The sequence below is a fragment of the Geomonas ferrireducens genome (genome assembly GCF_004917065.1).
GTDB classification, from domain to species: Bacteria; Desulfobacterota; Desulfuromonadia; order Geobacterales; family Geobacteraceae; genus Geomonas; species Geomonas ferrireducens.
The window spans coordinates 855,635-873,176 of record NZ_SSYA01000003.1; the positions used below are offsets into that span (position 1 = coordinate 855,635).

General features: G+C 62.6%; 13 protein-coding genes. All 13 read left to right on the plus strand.

The features are described 5' to 3' along the window. The first annotated feature begins 29 nt into the window (after positions 1-29). The 13 genes from E8L22_RS19615 to E8L22_RS19680 all read left to right on the plus strand — a co-directional run bounded on the left by E8L22_RS19615 (position 30) and on the right by E8L22_RS19680 (position 17,507). Positions 30-482, plus strand: a complete 453-nt coding sequence (locus E8L22_RS19615; RefSeq protein WP_136526790.1) for a complex I 24 kDa subunit family protein — start codon at positions 30-32, stop codon at positions 480-482. A 9-nt stretch (positions 483-491) separates the two neighbouring features. Further along, entirely contained in the window at positions 492-2,402 is a 1,911-nt protein-coding gene (nuoF, locus tag E8L22_RS19620) for an NADH-quinone oxidoreductase subunit NuoF (RefSeq protein WP_136526791.1), read from the plus strand. 26 nt (positions 2,403-2,428) lie between these two features. Next, the gene (locus E8L22_RS19625; protein WP_136526792.1) at positions 2,429-3,076 is read left to right on the plus strand and encodes a 2Fe-2S iron-sulfur cluster-binding protein; all 648 of its coding nucleotides are present in this window, start codon (positions 2,429-2,431) and stop codon (positions 3,074-3,076) included. 390 nt (positions 3,077-3,466) lie between these two features. Further along, positions 3,467-4,624, plus strand: a complete 1,158-nt coding sequence (locus E8L22_RS19630; RefSeq protein ID WP_136526793.1) for an acyl-CoA dehydrogenase family protein — start codon at positions 3,467-3,469, stop codon at positions 4,622-4,624. Between the two features lie 149 nt (positions 4,625-4,773). Further along, complete coding sequence (locus E8L22_RS19635) at positions 4,774-6,531, plus strand: acyl-CoA carboxylase subunit beta (protein ID WP_136526794.1); 1,758 nt, start codon at positions 4,774-4,776, stop codon at positions 6,529-6,531. A 320-nt stretch (positions 6,532-6,851) separates the two neighbouring features. Beyond that, entirely contained in the window at positions 6,852-8,921 is a 2,070-nt protein-coding gene (oadA, locus tag E8L22_RS19645; RefSeq protein WP_136526795.1) for a sodium-extruding oxaloacetate decarboxylase subunit alpha, read from the plus strand. 271 nt (positions 8,922-9,192) lie between these two features. Then, positions 9,193-11,535 (plus strand): NADP-dependent malic enzyme, encoded by a 2,343-nt coding sequence (locus E8L22_RS19650; protein ID WP_136526796.1) that lies wholly within the window; start codon positions 9,193-9,195, stop codon positions 11,533-11,535. A gap of 10 nt (positions 11,536-11,545) precedes the next feature. Beyond that, positions 11,546-12,403 (plus strand): class I SAM-dependent methyltransferase, encoded by an 858-nt coding sequence (locus E8L22_RS19655; protein WP_136526797.1) that lies wholly within the window; start codon positions 11,546-11,548, stop codon positions 12,401-12,403. A 28-nt stretch (positions 12,404-12,431) separates the two neighbouring features. Further along, on the plus strand, positions 12,432-13,295 hold the full coding sequence (locus E8L22_RS19660; RefSeq protein ID WP_136526798.1) for an enoyl-CoA hydratase-related protein: 864 nt from the start codon (positions 12,432-12,434) through the stop codon (positions 13,293-13,295). 1 nt (position 13,296) lies between these two features. Continuing rightward, positions 13,297-14,196: an amidohydrolase family protein gene (locus E8L22_RS19665; RefSeq protein WP_198420194.1), complete on the plus strand. Its 900-nt coding sequence runs from the start codon at positions 13,297-13,299 to the stop codon at positions 14,194-14,196. Positions 14,197-14,680: 484 nt separating this feature from the next. Beyond that, a complete protein-coding gene (locus E8L22_RS19670; protein ID WP_136526799.1) occupies positions 14,681-15,868 on the plus strand; it encodes a thiolase family protein in 1,188 nt (395 codons plus the stop codon). Beyond that, positions 15,865-16,713 carry a 3-hydroxybutyryl-CoA dehydrogenase gene (locus E8L22_RS19675; protein WP_136526800.1) on the plus strand — a complete coding sequence of 283 codons (849 nt, stop codon included), beginning with the start codon at positions 15,865-15,867 and terminating at the stop codon, positions 16,711-16,713. The genes E8L22_RS19670 and E8L22_RS19675 overlap by 4 nt, the downstream gene beginning before the upstream one ends. A gap of 11 nt (positions 16,714-16,724) precedes the next feature. Continuing rightward, positions 16,725-17,507 (plus strand): enoyl-CoA hydratase/isomerase family protein, encoded by a 783-nt coding sequence (locus E8L22_RS19680; RefSeq protein WP_136526801.1) that lies wholly within the window; start codon positions 16,725-16,727, stop codon positions 17,505-17,507. The last annotated feature ends 35 nt before the right edge of the window (positions 17,508-17,542 follow it).

Here is a 17,542-nt window from a genome sequence, read left to right on the forward strand (position 1 = left end):
GAAGTTAAGTGAGGACGGCCACCATGTGCATGGATATTTCGAGAATCGACCAGATCATTGACAACCACAACGCCGAGCAGAGCTCGCTGATCCAGATCCTCCTGGACATCCAGGCCGAGCACCACTGGCTCCCGAAACAGGCGCTGGACCGGGTGGCCGAGAAGCTGGATGTGCCGATGAACCGTATCCAGCACATCACCACCTTCTACAAGGCGTTCAGCCAGGTACCCAAGGGGCGCCACCAGATCCATGTCTGCATGGGGACGGCCTGCCACGTGCGCGGGGCGCAGAGGGTCCTGGACACCATCTCCGACGCGACCGGCATCAAGGCGGGGGAGACCGACGCGGAACTGAAGTTCAGCCTCGAGACGGTCAACTGTCTCGGGTGCTGCGCCCTCGGGCCGGTCATGGTGGTGGACGGTGAATATCACGGCAACGTGGCGCCCGCCCAGGCGGCGGACGTGCTGAAAAACTACGAGTAAGGGGCGCTTATGCCAAGGATAAATTCGCCAGCGGAATTGGAAGAGTTCAGGAGGAGCATCCTGTCCAAGCGTAGCGACGACAGGCCCTGCATCACCCTCTGCTCCGGCAGCGCCTGCCACGCAACCGGAAGTGAGAAGGTGGCGGCCGCCATCGTTGCAGAACTTGAGAACCACGGGCTCACCGACCAGGTCGAGATCAGAAGGACCGGCTGCCACGGCTTCTGCGAGCAGGGTCCCATCGTGGTCATCTACCCGGAGGGGATCTGCTACCTGAAGGTCAAGCCGGAGGATGTCTGCGAGATCATCTCCCACACCTTCAAGGAGAAGAAGCTCGTCGAAAGGCTCCTCTACGTCGACCCGACCACCGGGGACAAGTCGAGCTACGAGCACGACATCCCCTTCTACAAGAACCAGCAGCGCCTCATCCTCGGGCTGAACCGCAAGATCGACCCGAAGAGCCTCGAGGACTACCTGGCCGTAGGCGGCTACAAGGCGCTCACCAAGGCGCTCTTCGAGATGAGCCCCGACGAGGTGATCGGCGAGGTGAAAGCGGCGAAGCTGAGGGGCCGCGGCGGCGCGGGCTTCCCCTCAGGGATGAAATGGGAGTTCGCCAGGAAGGCGCCGGGAGACCAGAAGTACGTCGTGGTCAACTGCGACGAGGGCGACCCGGGGGCCTACATGGACCGCTCCCTCATGGAAGGAAACCCCTTCACCGTCCTCGAAGGGCTGATGATCGGGGCCTACGCCATCGGCGCGACCGAGGGTTACATCTACGTCCGCCAGGAATACCCGCTCGCCGTCGACAACCTCTCCGTCGCGATGAAAGAGGCGGAGCGGCGCGGGCTTTTAGGCAAGAACATCATGGGCTCGGGCTTCGACTTCACCGTCAAGGTTCACCGCGGCGCAGGCGCCTTCATCTGCGGCGAGGAAACCTCGCTCCTCGCCTCGCTGGAAGGAAAGCCTGGCGAGCCGAAGTCGAGGCCTCCGTTTCCGGCCAATAAGGGTCTTTGGGGCAAGCCAACCAACATCAACAACGTGGAGACCTGGGCCAACATCCCGGTGATCATCAACGAGGGGGCGGAGTACTTCTCCTCGGTCGGCACCGAGAGCAGCAAGGGGACCAAGATCTTCTCGCTGGTCGGCAAGGTGAACAACACAGGCCTCGTCGAGGTGCCGATGGGGATACCGCTGAGAGACATCATCTACAAGATCGGCGGCGGCGTCCCGAAAGGCAAGAAATTCAAGGCGGTGCAGACCGGCGGCCCGTCCGGCGGCTGCATCCCCGAGGCGTACCTCGACGTCAAGGTGGACTTTGACGAGCTGATGAAGATGGGCGCCATGATGGGCTCGGGCGGCATGATCGTCATGGACGAGGACACCTGCCTCGTCGACATCGCCCGCTACTTCCTCGAATTCCTGAGCGACGAATCGTGCGGCAAGTGCGTTCCGTGCCGCGAGGGGATCAGGCAGATGCTCAAGGTGATGACCGACATCACCCAGGGAAGAGGGAAGGAAGGGGACATCGAGCTCCTCGAGAACATGGCGATGGCGACCCAGGGCGCCGCCCTCTGCGCACTCGGCAAGACCGCCCCGAACCCGGTTCTCTCCACCCTCAAGTACTTCCGCGAGGAGTACGAGGCCCACATCAAGGAGAAGCGTTGCCCGGCCCTTTCCTGCAAGGAGCTGATCGCCTTCCACATCGATCCCGAGAGGTGCAAGGGGTGTGGCAGTTGCCTGCGGAAGTGCCCGGCCAACGCCATCGAGGGGGGCAAGAAGACGATCCACGTCATCGACCAGGAGAAGTGCACCAAGTGCGGCACCTGCATCGAGGCCTGTCCGGCGGCCTTCCAGGCCATCGACAAGCTCTCCGGCGTGCCCGTCCCGGCCCCGGTCCCGCAGGAAAAACGGGCCTTGGCTTAGCTTAGGGCTCCTGAAAGGAATACAAAATGAGCGAATTCGTCCTGCAGATTGATGGGAAAGAGGTCACCGCCCGGGAAGGGATGACCATCGTAGATGCCGCGAAAACGGCGGGGATAAAGATCCCCACCCTTTGCCACCACGACCAGCTGGAGCCGTACGGCGCCTGCCGGATCTGCACTGTGGAGGCGGAGGCGAACGGAAGGAACCAGCTGGTCGCCGCCTGCGTCTACCCGGCCGAGAAGGGGATGGTGGTGCAGACCAAGACCGAGAAGCTGGCGAAGATCCGCAAGGTGCTCGTGGAGCAGATGATGGCCCACGCCCCCGACGCGCCGCAGCTCCTTGAGCTTGCCGAGGAGTACGGCGCGGACCGGGACCGCTTCGACAAGGACCCGTCCTTCTGCATCCTTTGCGGCCTCTGCGTCAGGTACTGCAACGAGGTGAAAAAGAAGAACGCCATCGGCTACATCGATCGCGGACCGCGCCGTGAGATCAGCTTCATCCCCGACGTTGCCGGGAAGGAGTGCTGGGACTGCAAGGAGTGTTTCCCGCTCTGTCCCACCTCGGCTCTGCAGGCCGCCTACGTCCTGACCGAGGCGCTCGCGACGCCGCCCGAGGAGGCGCAGGAGGCGGGTTGCGCCTGCACCAGCGGCTGCTCCGGGGGATGCGGCTCATAAGTTCTCACGTCCCCCGGGGAGGTACGGTGGGTGGAGTTCGTTGGGGTGCGGGTCTTCATCCGGCCTTCGTGCCGCCCCCCCGGGGGACGGGGGATTTAACATGAAAGGTTCTTTCGGAAACTCCTGGAACTCAAGAGAATGTTTCCTCGAAGCCGAAAGGACGCCCACAGGTCCCCCCCTTTGCGAAGGGGGGACAGAGGGGATTTGCTTCTAAGCAAAGCGAACCCCAAATCCCCCTAAACCCCCCTTCGCAAAGGGGGACTTGAAGAGCGCCCCCTCCTGATGATGAGGGGACATGGGGGATTTAGCCGAGCAAGCCCCGGCTCGCAATAAGAGAGTCAACTTACAAAATCCTGGTAAACCAGCAAACCAATAAAAAAGGAGGTCGTCATGCGGTTCGGGTTAACGGATGAACAAAAGATGATGCAGGATATGGCGAGGGATTTCGCGCAGAAGGAGATCCTTCCCACCCTGAAGGAGGACGAGGTCAACCATACCTTCCGTCCCGAACTGGTGAAAAAGATGGCCTCCCTCGGGTTCTTCGGCTGTGGTCTTCCCGAGGAGTACGGCGGCAACGGCTGCGGCTTCCTCGAGTCGGTGATCCTCGCCGAACAGCTCGCCACGGTGAGCGGCTCCTCCAGGCTTCCGCTCAACATGCAGAACATCGGCCCCTCCCTCACCGTCAACAAGTTCGGCACCAAAGAGCAGAAGGAACGCTTTATCCCCGACTGGGTAAGTGCAGAATCCTTCGGCTTTTTCGCCATCACGGAGCCGAACTCCGGCTCGGACGTCGTGAGCATGGGGACCACCGCCATCGACCGCGGCGACCACTGGGAGATCAACGGCCAGAAGATGTGGATCTCCAACGCCCATGTCGGCGATTGGGGCCTGCTATACGCCGTCACCGACCGCGCCGCGAAGTACAAGGGGCTCACCTGCTTCATCATCAACCTGAAGGGTAACGAGGGGATCATCACCGCCGCCATCGAGAGCAAGGTGGGGCTCCACTGCGCCCCGACCGGCGAGATCTCCTTCAACCAGGCCAAGATCCCCAAGGACTCGGTGCTCGGCGAAGTGGGGCAGGGTTTCCAGATCTGCATGTGGCAGCTGAACAACACCCGCATCAGCTGTGCGGCCGGTGCTCTCGGCATCGGCGCGGGTGCCATCGAGGCGGCCATCGGCTACGCCAACGAGAGGACCCAGTTCGGCAAGAAGATCGGTTCCTACCAGATGATCCAGGCCTCCATCGCCGAGATGGTCGCCGAGCACGAGGCGGCAAGGCTTCTCGTCTACCAGGCCGCGTGGCTCAAGGACCAGGGGCTTCCCAACCAGTACCAGACCTCCATGGCGAAGCTGTTCGCCTCCGAGGCCGCGGTGCACGCGGCGACCGAGACCATGAAGATCTTCGGCAGCTACGGCTTCTCCACCGAATACCCGGCCGAGCGCTGGCTGCGCGACTCCATGTCGCTTCGAACCGTCGAGGGGACGAGCAACATCCAGAAGACCATCATTGCCGGTTTCGCCCTGGGAGACGTGGTCAACCGCTAAACCACGACGCGCTGAAAGTTCCCTCCCCCGGAGGGGGAGGGTTAGGGAGGGGGAAAGCCTGAAAAACGGGCCCCCCCCCCCCCCCCCCCTCCTGGGGGAGGAGTGCAGGCACCATACAGCACCTAAATTCAACGAAAAAGGAACCCATCATGGCACGGAAGCAAACACCACTGCGCCCTTATTTCGAGAAGATGGCCGATATCGGCAAGGCACTGAGCGATGCGGAGGTAAAGCGTTCGCAGGAAAACGTGGAGCTCGTCAAGGAGCAGGTGGGAGTGCTCACCCGGGAGACCGAGCGCGTGAAAAACGCGGGCATCCCCGCCAAGAAGGTTCATGACCGCGGCGGGATGACCATCTACGACCGCCTGGAATACCTCGTTGATGCAGGGACCTGGTCCCCGCTGCACACGCTCTACAACCCGAAGGAGAACGAGGAAGGGTGCACCGGGGTCGTGAACGGCATCGGGCGCATCGAGGGTAGATGGGCGGTCATCATCGGCTTCGACAACAAGGTGATGGCGGGCGCCTGGATCGCCGGGCAGTCCGAGAACATCCTCATGGTCACCGACATGGCCAAGCGCCTGAACGTCCCGCTGGTCTGGCTCACCAACTGTTCCGGAGTGAAACTCATGGAGCAGGAGACGGTGTATGCCGGTCGTCGCTCGAGCGGCGCTCCCTTCTACCGTCATGCCGACCTGAACCACCTGGGCATCCCGATCCTCAACGGCATCTACGGCACCAATCCGGCCGGTGGAGGCTACCAGGGGATCAGCCCGACCATCCTGCTCGCCCATGACGGCGCCAACATCGCGGTAGGCGGCGCGGGCATCGTCGGCGGCATGAACCCCAAAGGGCACATCGACGTAGAGGCCGCGCAGGCCCTGATCGACGCCACCCGTAACTTCAAGGCGAAGGACCCGGGGCGCGTCGAGACCCACTTCGACCAGACCGCCTACTTCCGCGAGGTGCACGACACCGAAACCGGCGTCCTCGACGGCATCAAGGACTACATGCGCATGATGCCCGCATACGACCCGGCGATGTTCCGCGTCGCCGCCCCCGCACCCCCGAAATTCCCGGTCGAGGATCTCAACATGATCCTCCCCGCCAACCAGAAACGCCCCTACGACGCCATCCAGATCCTCGCGCGCCTCACCGACAACAGCGAATTCATGGAATACCGCCCCGACTACGGGCGCGAGGTCTACACCGGCATCGCCAAGGTGGACGGCTTCCCGGTCGCCTTCATCGGCAACCGCCAGGGGGTCTTCCCGGGGTACCCGGAGTACGCGAAGGGCGCCTACCCGGCGGTGGGGGGTAAGCATTACCGCGAAGGCCTCATCAAGCAGGCTGAGTTCGTGACGCTCTGCGGTCGCGACAACCTCCCGATCGTCTGGCTCCAGGACACCACCGGCATAGACGTGGGCGACCTCGCCGAGGAAGCCGAACTGCTGGCGCTGGGACAGTCGCTGGTCTACTCCATCGAGCAGACCGACCTCTCCATGATGTGCGTCGTGCTCAGGAAGGGGACGGCGGCGGCGCACTACATCATGTGCGGCCCGCAGGCGAACAACAATAACGCTTTCACCTTGGGGACGCCTCTCACCGAGATCTACGTGATGCACGGCGAGACCGCGGCCGCCGCCTCCTACGCGCGCCGCCTGGTGAAGGAGCAGGATTCCGGCAATGATCTCGCGCCGGTCATCGGGAAGATGAACCAGATGATCCAGGACTACCAGGAAAAGTCGCGTCCGGCCTACTGCGCCATCAGCGGGTTTGTCGACGAGATCGTCGAGCTTCCCGAGCTGCGCAGGTACATCCAGGCCTTCACCGGTGCGAACTACCAGAACCCAAAGTCGATCACCCCGGTGCACCAGATGCTACTGCCGAGGATCATCAGAGGATAAGTCCGGCGGCAAATCAGGAAGGCAAATCCCCTCTGTCCCCCCTTCGCCAAGGCTACGGGGGGCAGGCTCCCCCTTCGCAAAGGGGGGGACGCGGGGGCTCACGCAGCGCTACGTGGCAATTACACTGCCGCGTGCAGGGGGGCCGAAACTTCGTACGGGGAGCCAGGGCGTTTTTCCATGAAGCAGTGAGCATGGCCGAACGTTCCCCCCTTTGCGAAGGGGGGACAGGGGGGATTTGCTTTTGAGTCCCTCAGCTTAAATGCACCTTTATAAACAATCACTTCAGCAGTTTAACTTCACGCATAGTTACGGAGACGAAGATGGCCAAAACAACGAAACCTTTAGGCATCACCGAAGTCGTACTCAGGGACGCACACCAGTCCCTGTTCGCCACCCGCCTGCGCCTGGACGACATGCTTCCCATCGCTGAAAAGCTCGACCGGGTCGGCTACTGGTCCATCGAGATGTGGGGTGGCGCCACCTTCGACTCCTGTATCCGCTTCCTGGGCGAGGACCCTTGGGAGCGCCTGCGCGAACTGAAAAAGGCGATGCCCAACACGCCGCAGCAGATGCTCTTCCGCGGGCAGAACATCCTGGGCTACCGCCATTACGCTGATGACGTGGTCGAGAAGTTCGTCGAGCGTTCCGCGGTGAACGGCATCGACGTCTTCCGCGTCTTCGACGCCATGAACGACCCGCGCAACCTGGACACCGCCATCAAGGCGGTCATCAAGCAGGGTAAACACGCCCAGGGGACGCTCTCCTACACGGTGAGCCCGGTGGACACCATCCCCAAATGGGTGGACCTGGCGAGAAAAATCGAGGACATGGGGGCGCACTCGCTCTGCATCAAGGACATGGCGGGTCTCATGGCCCCCTACGCCGCCTACGACCTCGTCAAGGCGCTCAAGAAGGCGATCAAGATCCCGATCCACATGCAGTGCCACGCCACGACCGGCATGTCGACGGCGGCCTACGTGAAGGCGATCGAGGCGGGGGTCGAGAACGTCGACACCTCCATCTCCTCGATGAGCATGACTTACGGCCATTCCCCCACCGAGACCCTGGCCGCGATCTTCGCCGACACCGACAAGGCGACCGGCCTCGACACGGTACTCCTGCAGGAGATCGCTGACTACTTCACCGTGGTGCGCAAGAAATACGCGAAGTTCGAAGGCTCCCTCAAGGGGGTCGACGCCCGCATCATCACCGCGCAGGTTCCGGGCGGCATGCTCACCAACATGGAGAGCCAGCTGAAGGAGCAGAACGCCGGGCACAAGATGGACCTGGTGCTGGCCGAGATCCCGAAGGTCCGCGAGGACCTCGGCATGATCCCGCTCGTTACCCCGACCTCGCAGATCGTCGGCACCCAAGCGGTCATCAACGTCCTCACCGGCGAGCGCTACAAGTCGATGACCAAGGAGACCGCGGCGGTCCTCAAGGGTGAGTACGGAGCGACTTCGGCCCCGGTGAACAAGGAGCTGCAGCAGAAAGTTCTGGCGGGCGCCGACCCGATCACCTGCCGCCCGGCCGACCTCCTCAACGCCGAAATGGACAAGCTCACCGCCGAGCTGCGCGAGATCTCCAAGGAGAAGCACCTGAAGTTCGGCGACCACGAGGTGGAGGACGTGCTTACCTACGCGCTGTTCCAGCAGGTTGGCCTCAAGTTCCTGGAGCATCGCGACAACCCCGACATGTTCGAGCCGGTACCGACCGGTGAGGAAGCGGCCCCCAAGAAAGCGGCGGCGGCCGAGATCACCGGCGGCGACACCTACACCGTCACCGGCGGCGGCCAGACCTTCGTGGTGCAGGTGGCGAAGGCGACCGGTGCGGCAGCAGCCGCGGCAGCGGCAGCCTCCGCCGTCGGCGGCACGGCGCCGGCAGCGGCCCCGGTCGTGGCATCCGGCAAGACCATCGTTTCCCCGCTGGCAGGGAACGTCTGGAAAATCGAGTGCGAGCCGGGTCAGCAGGTGCAGGAAGGAGATCTCCTCCTGATCCTCGAAGCGATGAAGATGGAGAACGAGATCTTCGCCGACCGCGACGGTATCGTGGGCGCCATCCACATCGAGGAAGGGACCGCCGTCGACATCGGCGCCGCCCTGGTCACCATCGTCGGCACCGACGATGCCCAAGCCGCATCGGCCCCCGCAGCAGCAGCGACCGCAGCCGCCCCCGCCGAAGGAGGAGTAGTGGCGCCCCTGGCAGGCAACGTCTGGAAGATCGAGGTCGAGCAGGGGCAGGCGGTTCAGGCGGGCGATCTGCTTCTGATCCTGGAAGCGATGAAGATGGAGAACGAGATCTTCGCCGAGAAGGACGGCGTCGTCAGTCAGATCATGATCAAGGAAGGAAACGCCGTCGACATCGGCCAGCTGCTGCTGACCGTGCAGTAGTGCGGAGCAAGCCACGCCCATCATGCTGTTGATGGGGGCGTGGCCTACTAGGTGCTGAACACGCTCAAGCGTTCCCCCCTTTGCGAAGGGGGAGCCTGTCCCCCGTAGCCTTGGCGAAGGGGGAACAGGGGGGATTTGCTTCTAAACAAACTAACCCCAAATCCCCCTAAATCCCCCTTCGCAAAGGGGGACTTTAAAAGCCCCTTCTCAAAAGGGGACTTAAATCACTGAATCCTGTTGTCAATGCCACTTGCCTTGAAAGGACGCTGCTATGAAGAAGATGTCCGATGCACTGGAATACCACGCCACCGGCCGTAAGGGAAAAATCGAGGTAATCGCCACCAAACCCTGCCAGACCGCGCAGGACCTGTCACTTGCCTATTCGCCCGGCGTCGCCGAGCCCTGTCTCGCCATCGAGCAGAACCCTGAGGACGCCTACCAGTACACCGCCAAGGGAAATCTTGTCGCGGTGGTCTCCAACGGCACGGCGGTTCTTGGTCTTGGCAACATCGGCGCCCTCGCGGGCAAGCCGGTCATGGAAGGGAAGGGGGTCCTCTTCAAACGCTTCGCCGACGTGGACGTCTTCGACATTGAGTTGAACAGCGAAGATCCCGACGAGATCATCAGGGCATGTCAGCTCCTCGAGCCAACCTTCGGCGGCATCAACCTGGAGGACATCAAGGCTCCCGAGTGCTTCTACATCGAGGAGGAACTCAAGAAGACCATGAACATCCCGGTCTTCCACGATGACCAGCACGGAACGGCGATCATCTCGGCCGCAGGCCTCATCAACGCCCTGGAACTTGTCGGCAAGAAGATAGAAGAAATAAAGATGGTGGTGAACGGCGCGGGTGCATCGGCCAACGCCTGCGTAAACCTCGCCCTGTCGCTCGGCCTCAAGCTGGAAAACCTCATCATGTGCGACACCAAGGGGGTCATCTACAAGGGCAGAACGGAGGGGATGAACAAGTACAAGGAGCGCTTCGCCGCCGACACAAAGCTCCGCACGCTGGAAGAAGCGGCGGTGGGATGCGACGTCATGTACGGCCTCTCCTCGAAGGGTGCCATCACCCCGGAAATGGTGCGCAGCATGGCGCCCAACCCGATCATCTTCGCCATGGCGAACCCGGACCCCGAGATCACCCCGGAAGAGGCCCACGCGGTACGCGGCGACGTCTTGATCGCCACCGGTCGCTCGGATTACCCAAACCAGGTCAACAACGTCCTCGGCTTCCCCTTCATCTTCCGCGGCGCCCTCGACGTCAGGGCGACGACCATCAACGAGGAGATGAAAAAGGCGGCGGTCTTCGCGCTGGCTGAGCTCGCCCGCGAGGAATGCCCGGATTCGGTCTGCCGCGCCTACGGCAACGTCAAGTTCAGCTTCGGTCGCGACTACATCATCCCCAAGCCGTTCGATCCAAGGGCCCTCCTGAGAGTCGCCCCGGCGATAGCCAAGGCGGCAATGGATTCCGGCGTAGCGCGCCAGCCGATCGCCGACATGAACAAGTACGTGGAGCACCTGGAGTCGCTGCAGGGGAAATCCAAGGAGACGCTGCGCCAGATCATCAACAAGGCGAAGAGCGATCCGAAGACCGTGGTCTTCCCGGAAGGGGAGAACGAGAAGGTCCTGCGCGCGGCCCAGATGCTGGTCGAGCAGGGGATCGCCAAGCCCATCCTCCTTGGGAACGAGGAGAAGATCCGCTGCACGCTCCAGTCGCTGGAGATCGACCTGCACGGCGGTGTCACCATCATTGACCCCGCGAATGACGAGAACCTGGAGTCCTACGCAAACGAGCTCTTCCTGCTCAGGCAGAGAAAGGGACTCACCCTCTCGGAGAGCCGCAGGCTCATGGCGCGCAAGTCGCGCACCCACTTCGGCTGTATGATGGTCCGTCGCGGCGACGCCGACGCGCTCCTGGCAGGGGTGGACGCGAACTACGCGGACACCATCCGTCCCGCCCTCCAGGTGATCGGCAAGCAGGAAGGGCTTTCCAGCGTGCACGGCCTCTACATGATGGTCTTCAAGCAGGAGATCTACTTCCTGGCCGACACCACCGTCTGCATCGACCCGGACGCGGCGGAACTCGCCGAGACGGCGATCCTTGCCGCGGAGAAGGCGCGCATGCTCGAGATCGAGCCGAGTGTCGCCATGCTCTCCATGTCCAACTTCGGTTCGGTGCGGCATCCGCAGGCCGACCGGGTGAGAAGCGCCGTGGAGATGGTGAAACAGAGGGCGCCCGGGCTCGACATCGACGGGGAGATGCAGGCCGACACCGCCGTGGTCTCCGAGCTTTTGCAGGCGAATTTCCCCTTCACCACCCTCAAAAAACCTGCTAATGTCCTGGTCTTCCCGGACCTCACCTCGGGGAACATCTGCTACAAGCTCCTGCGGCAGCTGGGGGGCGCGGATGCCATCGGGCCGATCCTCATGGGGATGAACAAGCCGGTGCACATCCTGCAGCAGGGAGACGACGTGATGGACATCGTCAACATGGCGGCCATCGCCGTGGTCGACGCCCAGAACTACGGCCGGCAGGCCGCCGCGACCGGCGCGCCGCAAACGAAGAAGGTGCATCTACCCCTTCCGTCCGAGGGGGCTTTCGCCGGAGCCTGAGGAGGCACCCATGATGCCCGCGCACGAACCGTCCAGAGCTGCCGCCGCCGTCGCCGACCATTACCGCTGCCCGGACCTTGAATCGAAGGTCCTCTCGGCCCTGGTTGCGGCGGGAAAAGATCCGGACCGGCTGCGTCCCGAGGAACTGGCCGCCATCGACGAGTTCCACGTGCGCGGCGCCGCGGCCACGAGGGAGCTCGCGGCGGCGCTGGAGCCCGGGGCGGGGCTTCTTGTCCTGGACGTCGGCTGCGGGCTGGGAGGTGCGTCGCGGCACCTCGCCCGCCTTCTTGACTGCCACGTCATCGGCGTCGACCAAAGCTCCGATTACTGCGCCGGAGCGAGGATGCTCTCCGAGCGGCTCGGGATGAGTTCGAAGGTGGCCTACCTCCAGGCGAACGCGCTGACGCTCCCCTTCGGTGACGGCGCCTTCGACGTAGTCTGGACACAGCACGTATCGATGAACATCCAGGACAAGCGCCGTTTCTACCAGGAGATCCGCCGCGTGCTCGTACCGGGTGGCAGGCTCGCCTGCTACGAGGTTCTCTCCGGCCGGGGAGGGGAGGTGTGTTTCCCGGTGCCGTGGGCGCGGGACCCGTCCGGGAGCTTTCTGATAGACGAGCGGGAGTTCAACGAACTCCTCTCGGAGGCGGGGTTCCGGAGCCTGTCTTGGAAGGACGTGACCGAGGAAGGGCTCGCATGGTTTCGCGCCAGGCGGCAGAAGAGCGGCGACGTGCCTCGGGACCCGTTCGGGTTGCAGCTCCTGCTCGGGGACGATTTTCCGCAGATGATCGAGAACCAGCTGCGCAACCTTGAAGAGCAGCGGATAAAACTGGTGCAGGGGGTTTTTCAAGCGACGATGGAGAGATGATTGTTCACAGCAGGGAAGGAGGTCCACCATGAAAAGTACCGCTCGGAATTTTTCGCTCATACCCAATCCGAAGGAGGGTCCGGCCATGCCTCAGCTTAAGGATTGCACCCTGACCCTGGAGGATAGAGTCGCCGTACTGACCTTCCAGCGCGACGATGTCCGCAACGCCCTCACCGGAACCGCCCTCACCGAAGACATCATCACCACCGTCAACTGGATCAACCGCGAGGATCGCGTTTCCGTCCTGGTCATGACCGGCGCCGGATCGGCGTTCTCCTCCGGCGGAAACGTGAAGGAGATGCAGTCCAAAAGCGGCACCTTCGGCGGGTCTCCCGTGGAGGTCCAGGACAAGTACCGCCGCGGCATCCAGCAGATACCGCTTCTTTTGCACAAGGCCGAGATCCCGGTCATCGCCGCGGTGAACGGCCCCGCCATAGGCGCCGGTTTCGACCTCGCCAACATGTGCGACATCCGCATCGCCTCCACCCGCGCCAAGGTGGGTGAAACCTTCATAAATCTCGGCATCACCCCCGGCGACGGTGGAGCCTGGTTCATGCAGCGGCTTTTGGGATACCAGAGGGCCGCCGAACTCATCTTCACCGGGCGGGTGGTCGACGCCGCCGAGGCGCTCAAGCTCGGCATCTTCCTTGAGGTCGTCGAACCGGACAAACTCATTCCGTGCGTGATGGAGCTTGCGCGCGAGATGGCGTCCAAGCCCCCGGTGACGCTCAGGCTCACCAAGCGGATGATGAAGCTCGCCCAGCGAAGCGACCTCCCCGACTTCCTTGATCTCTGCGCCTGCTTCCAGTCCTTCGCGCATCATACTGAGGACCACCTGGAAGCGGTCGACGCCTTCCTCGAGAAGCGTCGCCCCAACTACAAGGGACGCTGACATGGGCGCACCGGAGACAAAGAAGCGCGAGGGGGGAATCGAGTCAGCCATCATCGACGTCCATGCCCACTGCTTCACCTCTAAGGCCCTCGCGGGGGACGTCGCTCAGCAACTGGGGCGGCTTCGGGGGAGGGGGATTTCGCATGTCGCCGTGGCGGGGATGGTCAACGACCGCTTCGATGAGGAGCAGATCTGGGGGTTAGTCCCGGACTGGGTGGAAAACCGCGGGGACGGACTCTTTGACGAGGGGCGGGACCTGCTGGAGCACGCCCGGCTTTCCAAGGGGGGCATTGTCCCGCTGCTCGATACCCGCTACCTCTGGGGAAATATTTCGGCAGTACTGGGGCGTTACCTGAGGCAGGGGTTTCGCGGCATCAAGGGGATCTATCTCCCCGATTCCGCAAACGACCTGGGGGTCAAAGGGGTCCCGGACACCTTCGGCATAACGGTAAGCGAGTACCGCAAGCGGGAATGGGAGATCTTCTCCTTTGCGGAGACGAACGACCTTACCGTCCTGTACCACATCGATGCCAGACGTTACGGCGACACCTTGGCGGCGATTCTGGCCGACTTCCCGAGGGTGCGGGTGAACTTCCCTCATTTCGGGATCGGCAGGAAGGCGTTCGCACCGTTCCTCGACCGGTACCCGAACGTCTTCACCGACTTTTCCGGTCTCCTGTCACACATGAGGGAGAACCAAGCGAGCTACCGCGGCTTCATCCAGCATTATCAGGACCAGATCTGCTTCGGGAGCGACGCCATCCTCTACAAGGTGGAGGGCTCCCTCCATTACCTGGATGCGCTATACGACCTGGGGCTCCCGGAAGAGGTGCTGCGCAAGGTCTGCGTGGAGAACCCGCGCAGGCTGATGGGGAACGCGCTTTCCGCAGCGATGGATTAACGCTGCCCCCGGCGGCAGGCGCTCCCTCAATAAGGTAAAGATGCCCAGACGTCCCCCCCTTTGCGAAGGGGGGACAGGGGGGATTTGCCTTTGGCCAGACTATGCAAGCACCTGCTGATACGGCGATAGCCAACGCTGCTCAAAATAAAGATTGATGCCCAACAACCGTGGAACTCCTGGAATCCAGTACAACTGGCGGAGCCCGTGGACAAAAAGCAAATCCCCCCCGTCCCCCCTTCGCAAAGGGGGGGCGTGATGCCAGACTCACTGCTTCGAGACTGATGCACACATGCTCCTCCTGGATTTTCTGAAGAACGTTCGCAAAGGGGGGGGACGACAGTTTCCAGCTTTCCCGGAATTAACTTCAAAATTTGTGTAACACCGTTCTCTTTTTTTGTTGACTGTAAATTGGTATTGTAGTACTTGTTTACCAACTAATGCCGAGGCGGGTCATTTGAGACACCGCTCCAAGAGGAGAAACACCATGTCCGAGGTCTACCTGGTCGAGTCACTGAGAACACCGTTAGGATCGTTCGGAGGCGCTCTTTCCGACGTCGAGGCACCCCGTCTCGCTGCAACCGTAATAAAGGAAATTCTGGATCGCACAGGGCTTCCGGCGGACGCCGTGGACGAGGTCATCGTAGGCCAGGTCCTCACCGGCGGCACTGGTCAGGCTCCGGCCCGGCAGGCGCTTCGCTACGCGGGACTCCCCGACAACGTGCCGGCACTCACCATCAACAAGGTCTGCGGCTCGGGGTTGAAGGCGATCATGCTAGGCGCGGGCTCGATCCGCCTGGGCGACGCCGACATCGTGCTCGCGGGCGGCATGGAGAATATGTCCCTCGCTCCCTACGCACTCACCAAGGGGCGCTACGGCTACCGGATGGGTAACGCCGAGATGCTCGACCTCCTGGTGCACGACGGCCTCATCGACCCCTACAGCGGCAGTCACATGGGCGTGATCGCCGAGGCGAGCGCTGAGAAGAACGGCCTTAGCCGCTCCACCCAGGACACCTACGCACTGGCCTCCTACATGAAGGCGCAGGCGGCGCAAAGAGACGGCATCTTCAACGACGAAATCGTGCCGGTAACTAAGAAAACCCGCAACGGCGAGATGCTGGTAACCGACGACGAGGAGCCGTTCAAGGTCGACTTCAAGAAACTCCCCGAGCTGCGAGCCGCCTTCAAGAAGGAAGGGACCATCACCGCCGGGAACGCCTCGACCATTAACGACGGCGCCGGGATGACCCTTTTGGCCGGTCCCGCGGCCCTCAAGAAATACGGCCTTAAACCCAAGGCCCGCCTGGTCGCCTACGCGACCAACAGCGTCCACCCTGACGACTTCACCGAGGCTCCGGTGGGCGCCATCGAGAAGGCGTGCGCCAAGGCCGGGCTCTCCGTCGCCGACATCGACCTCTTCGAGATCAACGAGGCCTTTGCCGCGGTGCCGCTTATCGCCTGCAAGAAGCTCGGCATCGACCCGGAGAAGGTGAACGTGAACGGTGGCGCCGTCGCTATCGGCCACCCCCTTGGCGCCAGCGGCGCGCGCATCACCGCAACCCTGGTCCGTGAGCTTAGAAAAAGAAAAGCCCGCTACGGTCTCGCCACCCTCTGCATCGGCGGCGGCGAGGCGGTCGCGGTCATCCTCGAGTCGGTTCAGGAGGCAATATGATCAGGAAGGTTGGTGTTCTCGGCGCAGGACAGATGGGAAGCGGCATCGCGCAGGTGCTCGCCCGTTATGAGACGGGAGTGGTCCTCTATGACATCGCGCAGGCTCAGCTCGACAAGGCCCGTGCTGGTATCGCGAAGAACCTGGATCGTCAGGTGCAGAAAGGGGAGCTTACCGCTGAGGCGGTGGAGCAGATCCTCAAACGCATCATCGTGACGGACAAGTTCGATGATCTCGCCGACTGCGACATGGCCATCGAGGCGGTCACCGAGAAGGAGTCGCTCAAGCTGGAGATCTTCCGGAAGCTTGACCAGGTGGTCAAAAAAGACGCCATCCTCGCCTCCAACACCTCCTCCATCCCGATCACCAGGATCGCGGCCGTGACCGGTCGGCAGGACAAGGTGATCGGCATGCACTTCATGAATCCGGTGCCGGTCATGAAACTGGTCGAGGTGATCCGCGGGCTCGCCACGAGCGACGAGACCTTCGCGGCGACCTCCTCCCTCGTTGCCCGGGTGCAGAAGGAGATGGCGGTTTCCGCCGATTACCCCGGCTTTATCGTGAACCGCATCCTCATCCCGATGATCAACGAGGCGGCCTTCGCCCTCTTCGAGGGGATCGCCACCGTGGAGGACATCGACAAGGCTATGAAGCTCGGCACGAACCAGCCTATGGGGCCGCTCACCCTGGCCGATTTCATCGGGCTCGACACCTGCCTGGCGATCATGGAGGTCCTGTACCAGGGCTTCAAGGATCCCAAGTACCGTCCCTGTCCGCTCCTCGTCAAGATGGTCGAGGCGGGGTATCTCGGCAAGAAGTCCGGCCGCGGCTTCTACAACTACGCCTAAGGGAGGCGCCAATGCCATACCAGAATCTGCTCTTGGAGAAAAAGGACGGCGTCGCCCTCCTTACTGTGAACCGCCCGAAGGTGCTGAACAGCCTGAACGAGGAAGTGCTGGACGAACTGCTGCATGCCTTCGAGGTGCTCGACCTGGACCGCTCCGTGCGCGCCGTGGTCCTGACCGGCGCAGGCGAGAAGGCCTTCGTGGCCGGTGCGGACATCGCCGCCATGGCCGACTACAACGTGGAGCAGGCGCTCACCTTCGCTAAAAAGGGGCAGCAGTTGATGGCGCTGATCGGCCGGGTGAGAAAGCCGGTGATCGCCGCCGTGAACGGCTTCGCCCTCGGCGGCGGGCTGGAACTGGCGCTTGCCTGCGACTTCGCCTACGCCTCCGAAAACGCGAAGCTGGGGCTCCCCGAGGTCACCCTCGGCATCATGCCCGGTTTCGGCGGAACGCAGAACCTGCCGCGGCTGGTGGGTAGGTACCGCGCCAACGAGTTGATCTTCCTGGGGAAGGTCATCGACGCCGCCCAGGCCAAGAGCTGGGGGCTGGTCGCGGCTGTCTTCCCCCCCGATCGCCTGCTGGACGAGGCGCTCGAGACCGCCCGGAAGATAGCTGGTAACGGCGTTCTCGGAGTGGCCCGCGCCAAGGATGCGGTGAAGAGCGGTCTCGACATGTCGATAGCTGACGGCATGAACCACGAGGCGATAAGCTTTGCCTCCCTCTTCGCGAGCCAGGACCAGAAAGAGGGGATGACGGCCTTCGTTCAGAAGAGGAAGCCCGCCTTCACCGGAGCTTAAGCAGTAAGAAACGTAGAACCTGGAACGTAGAACGT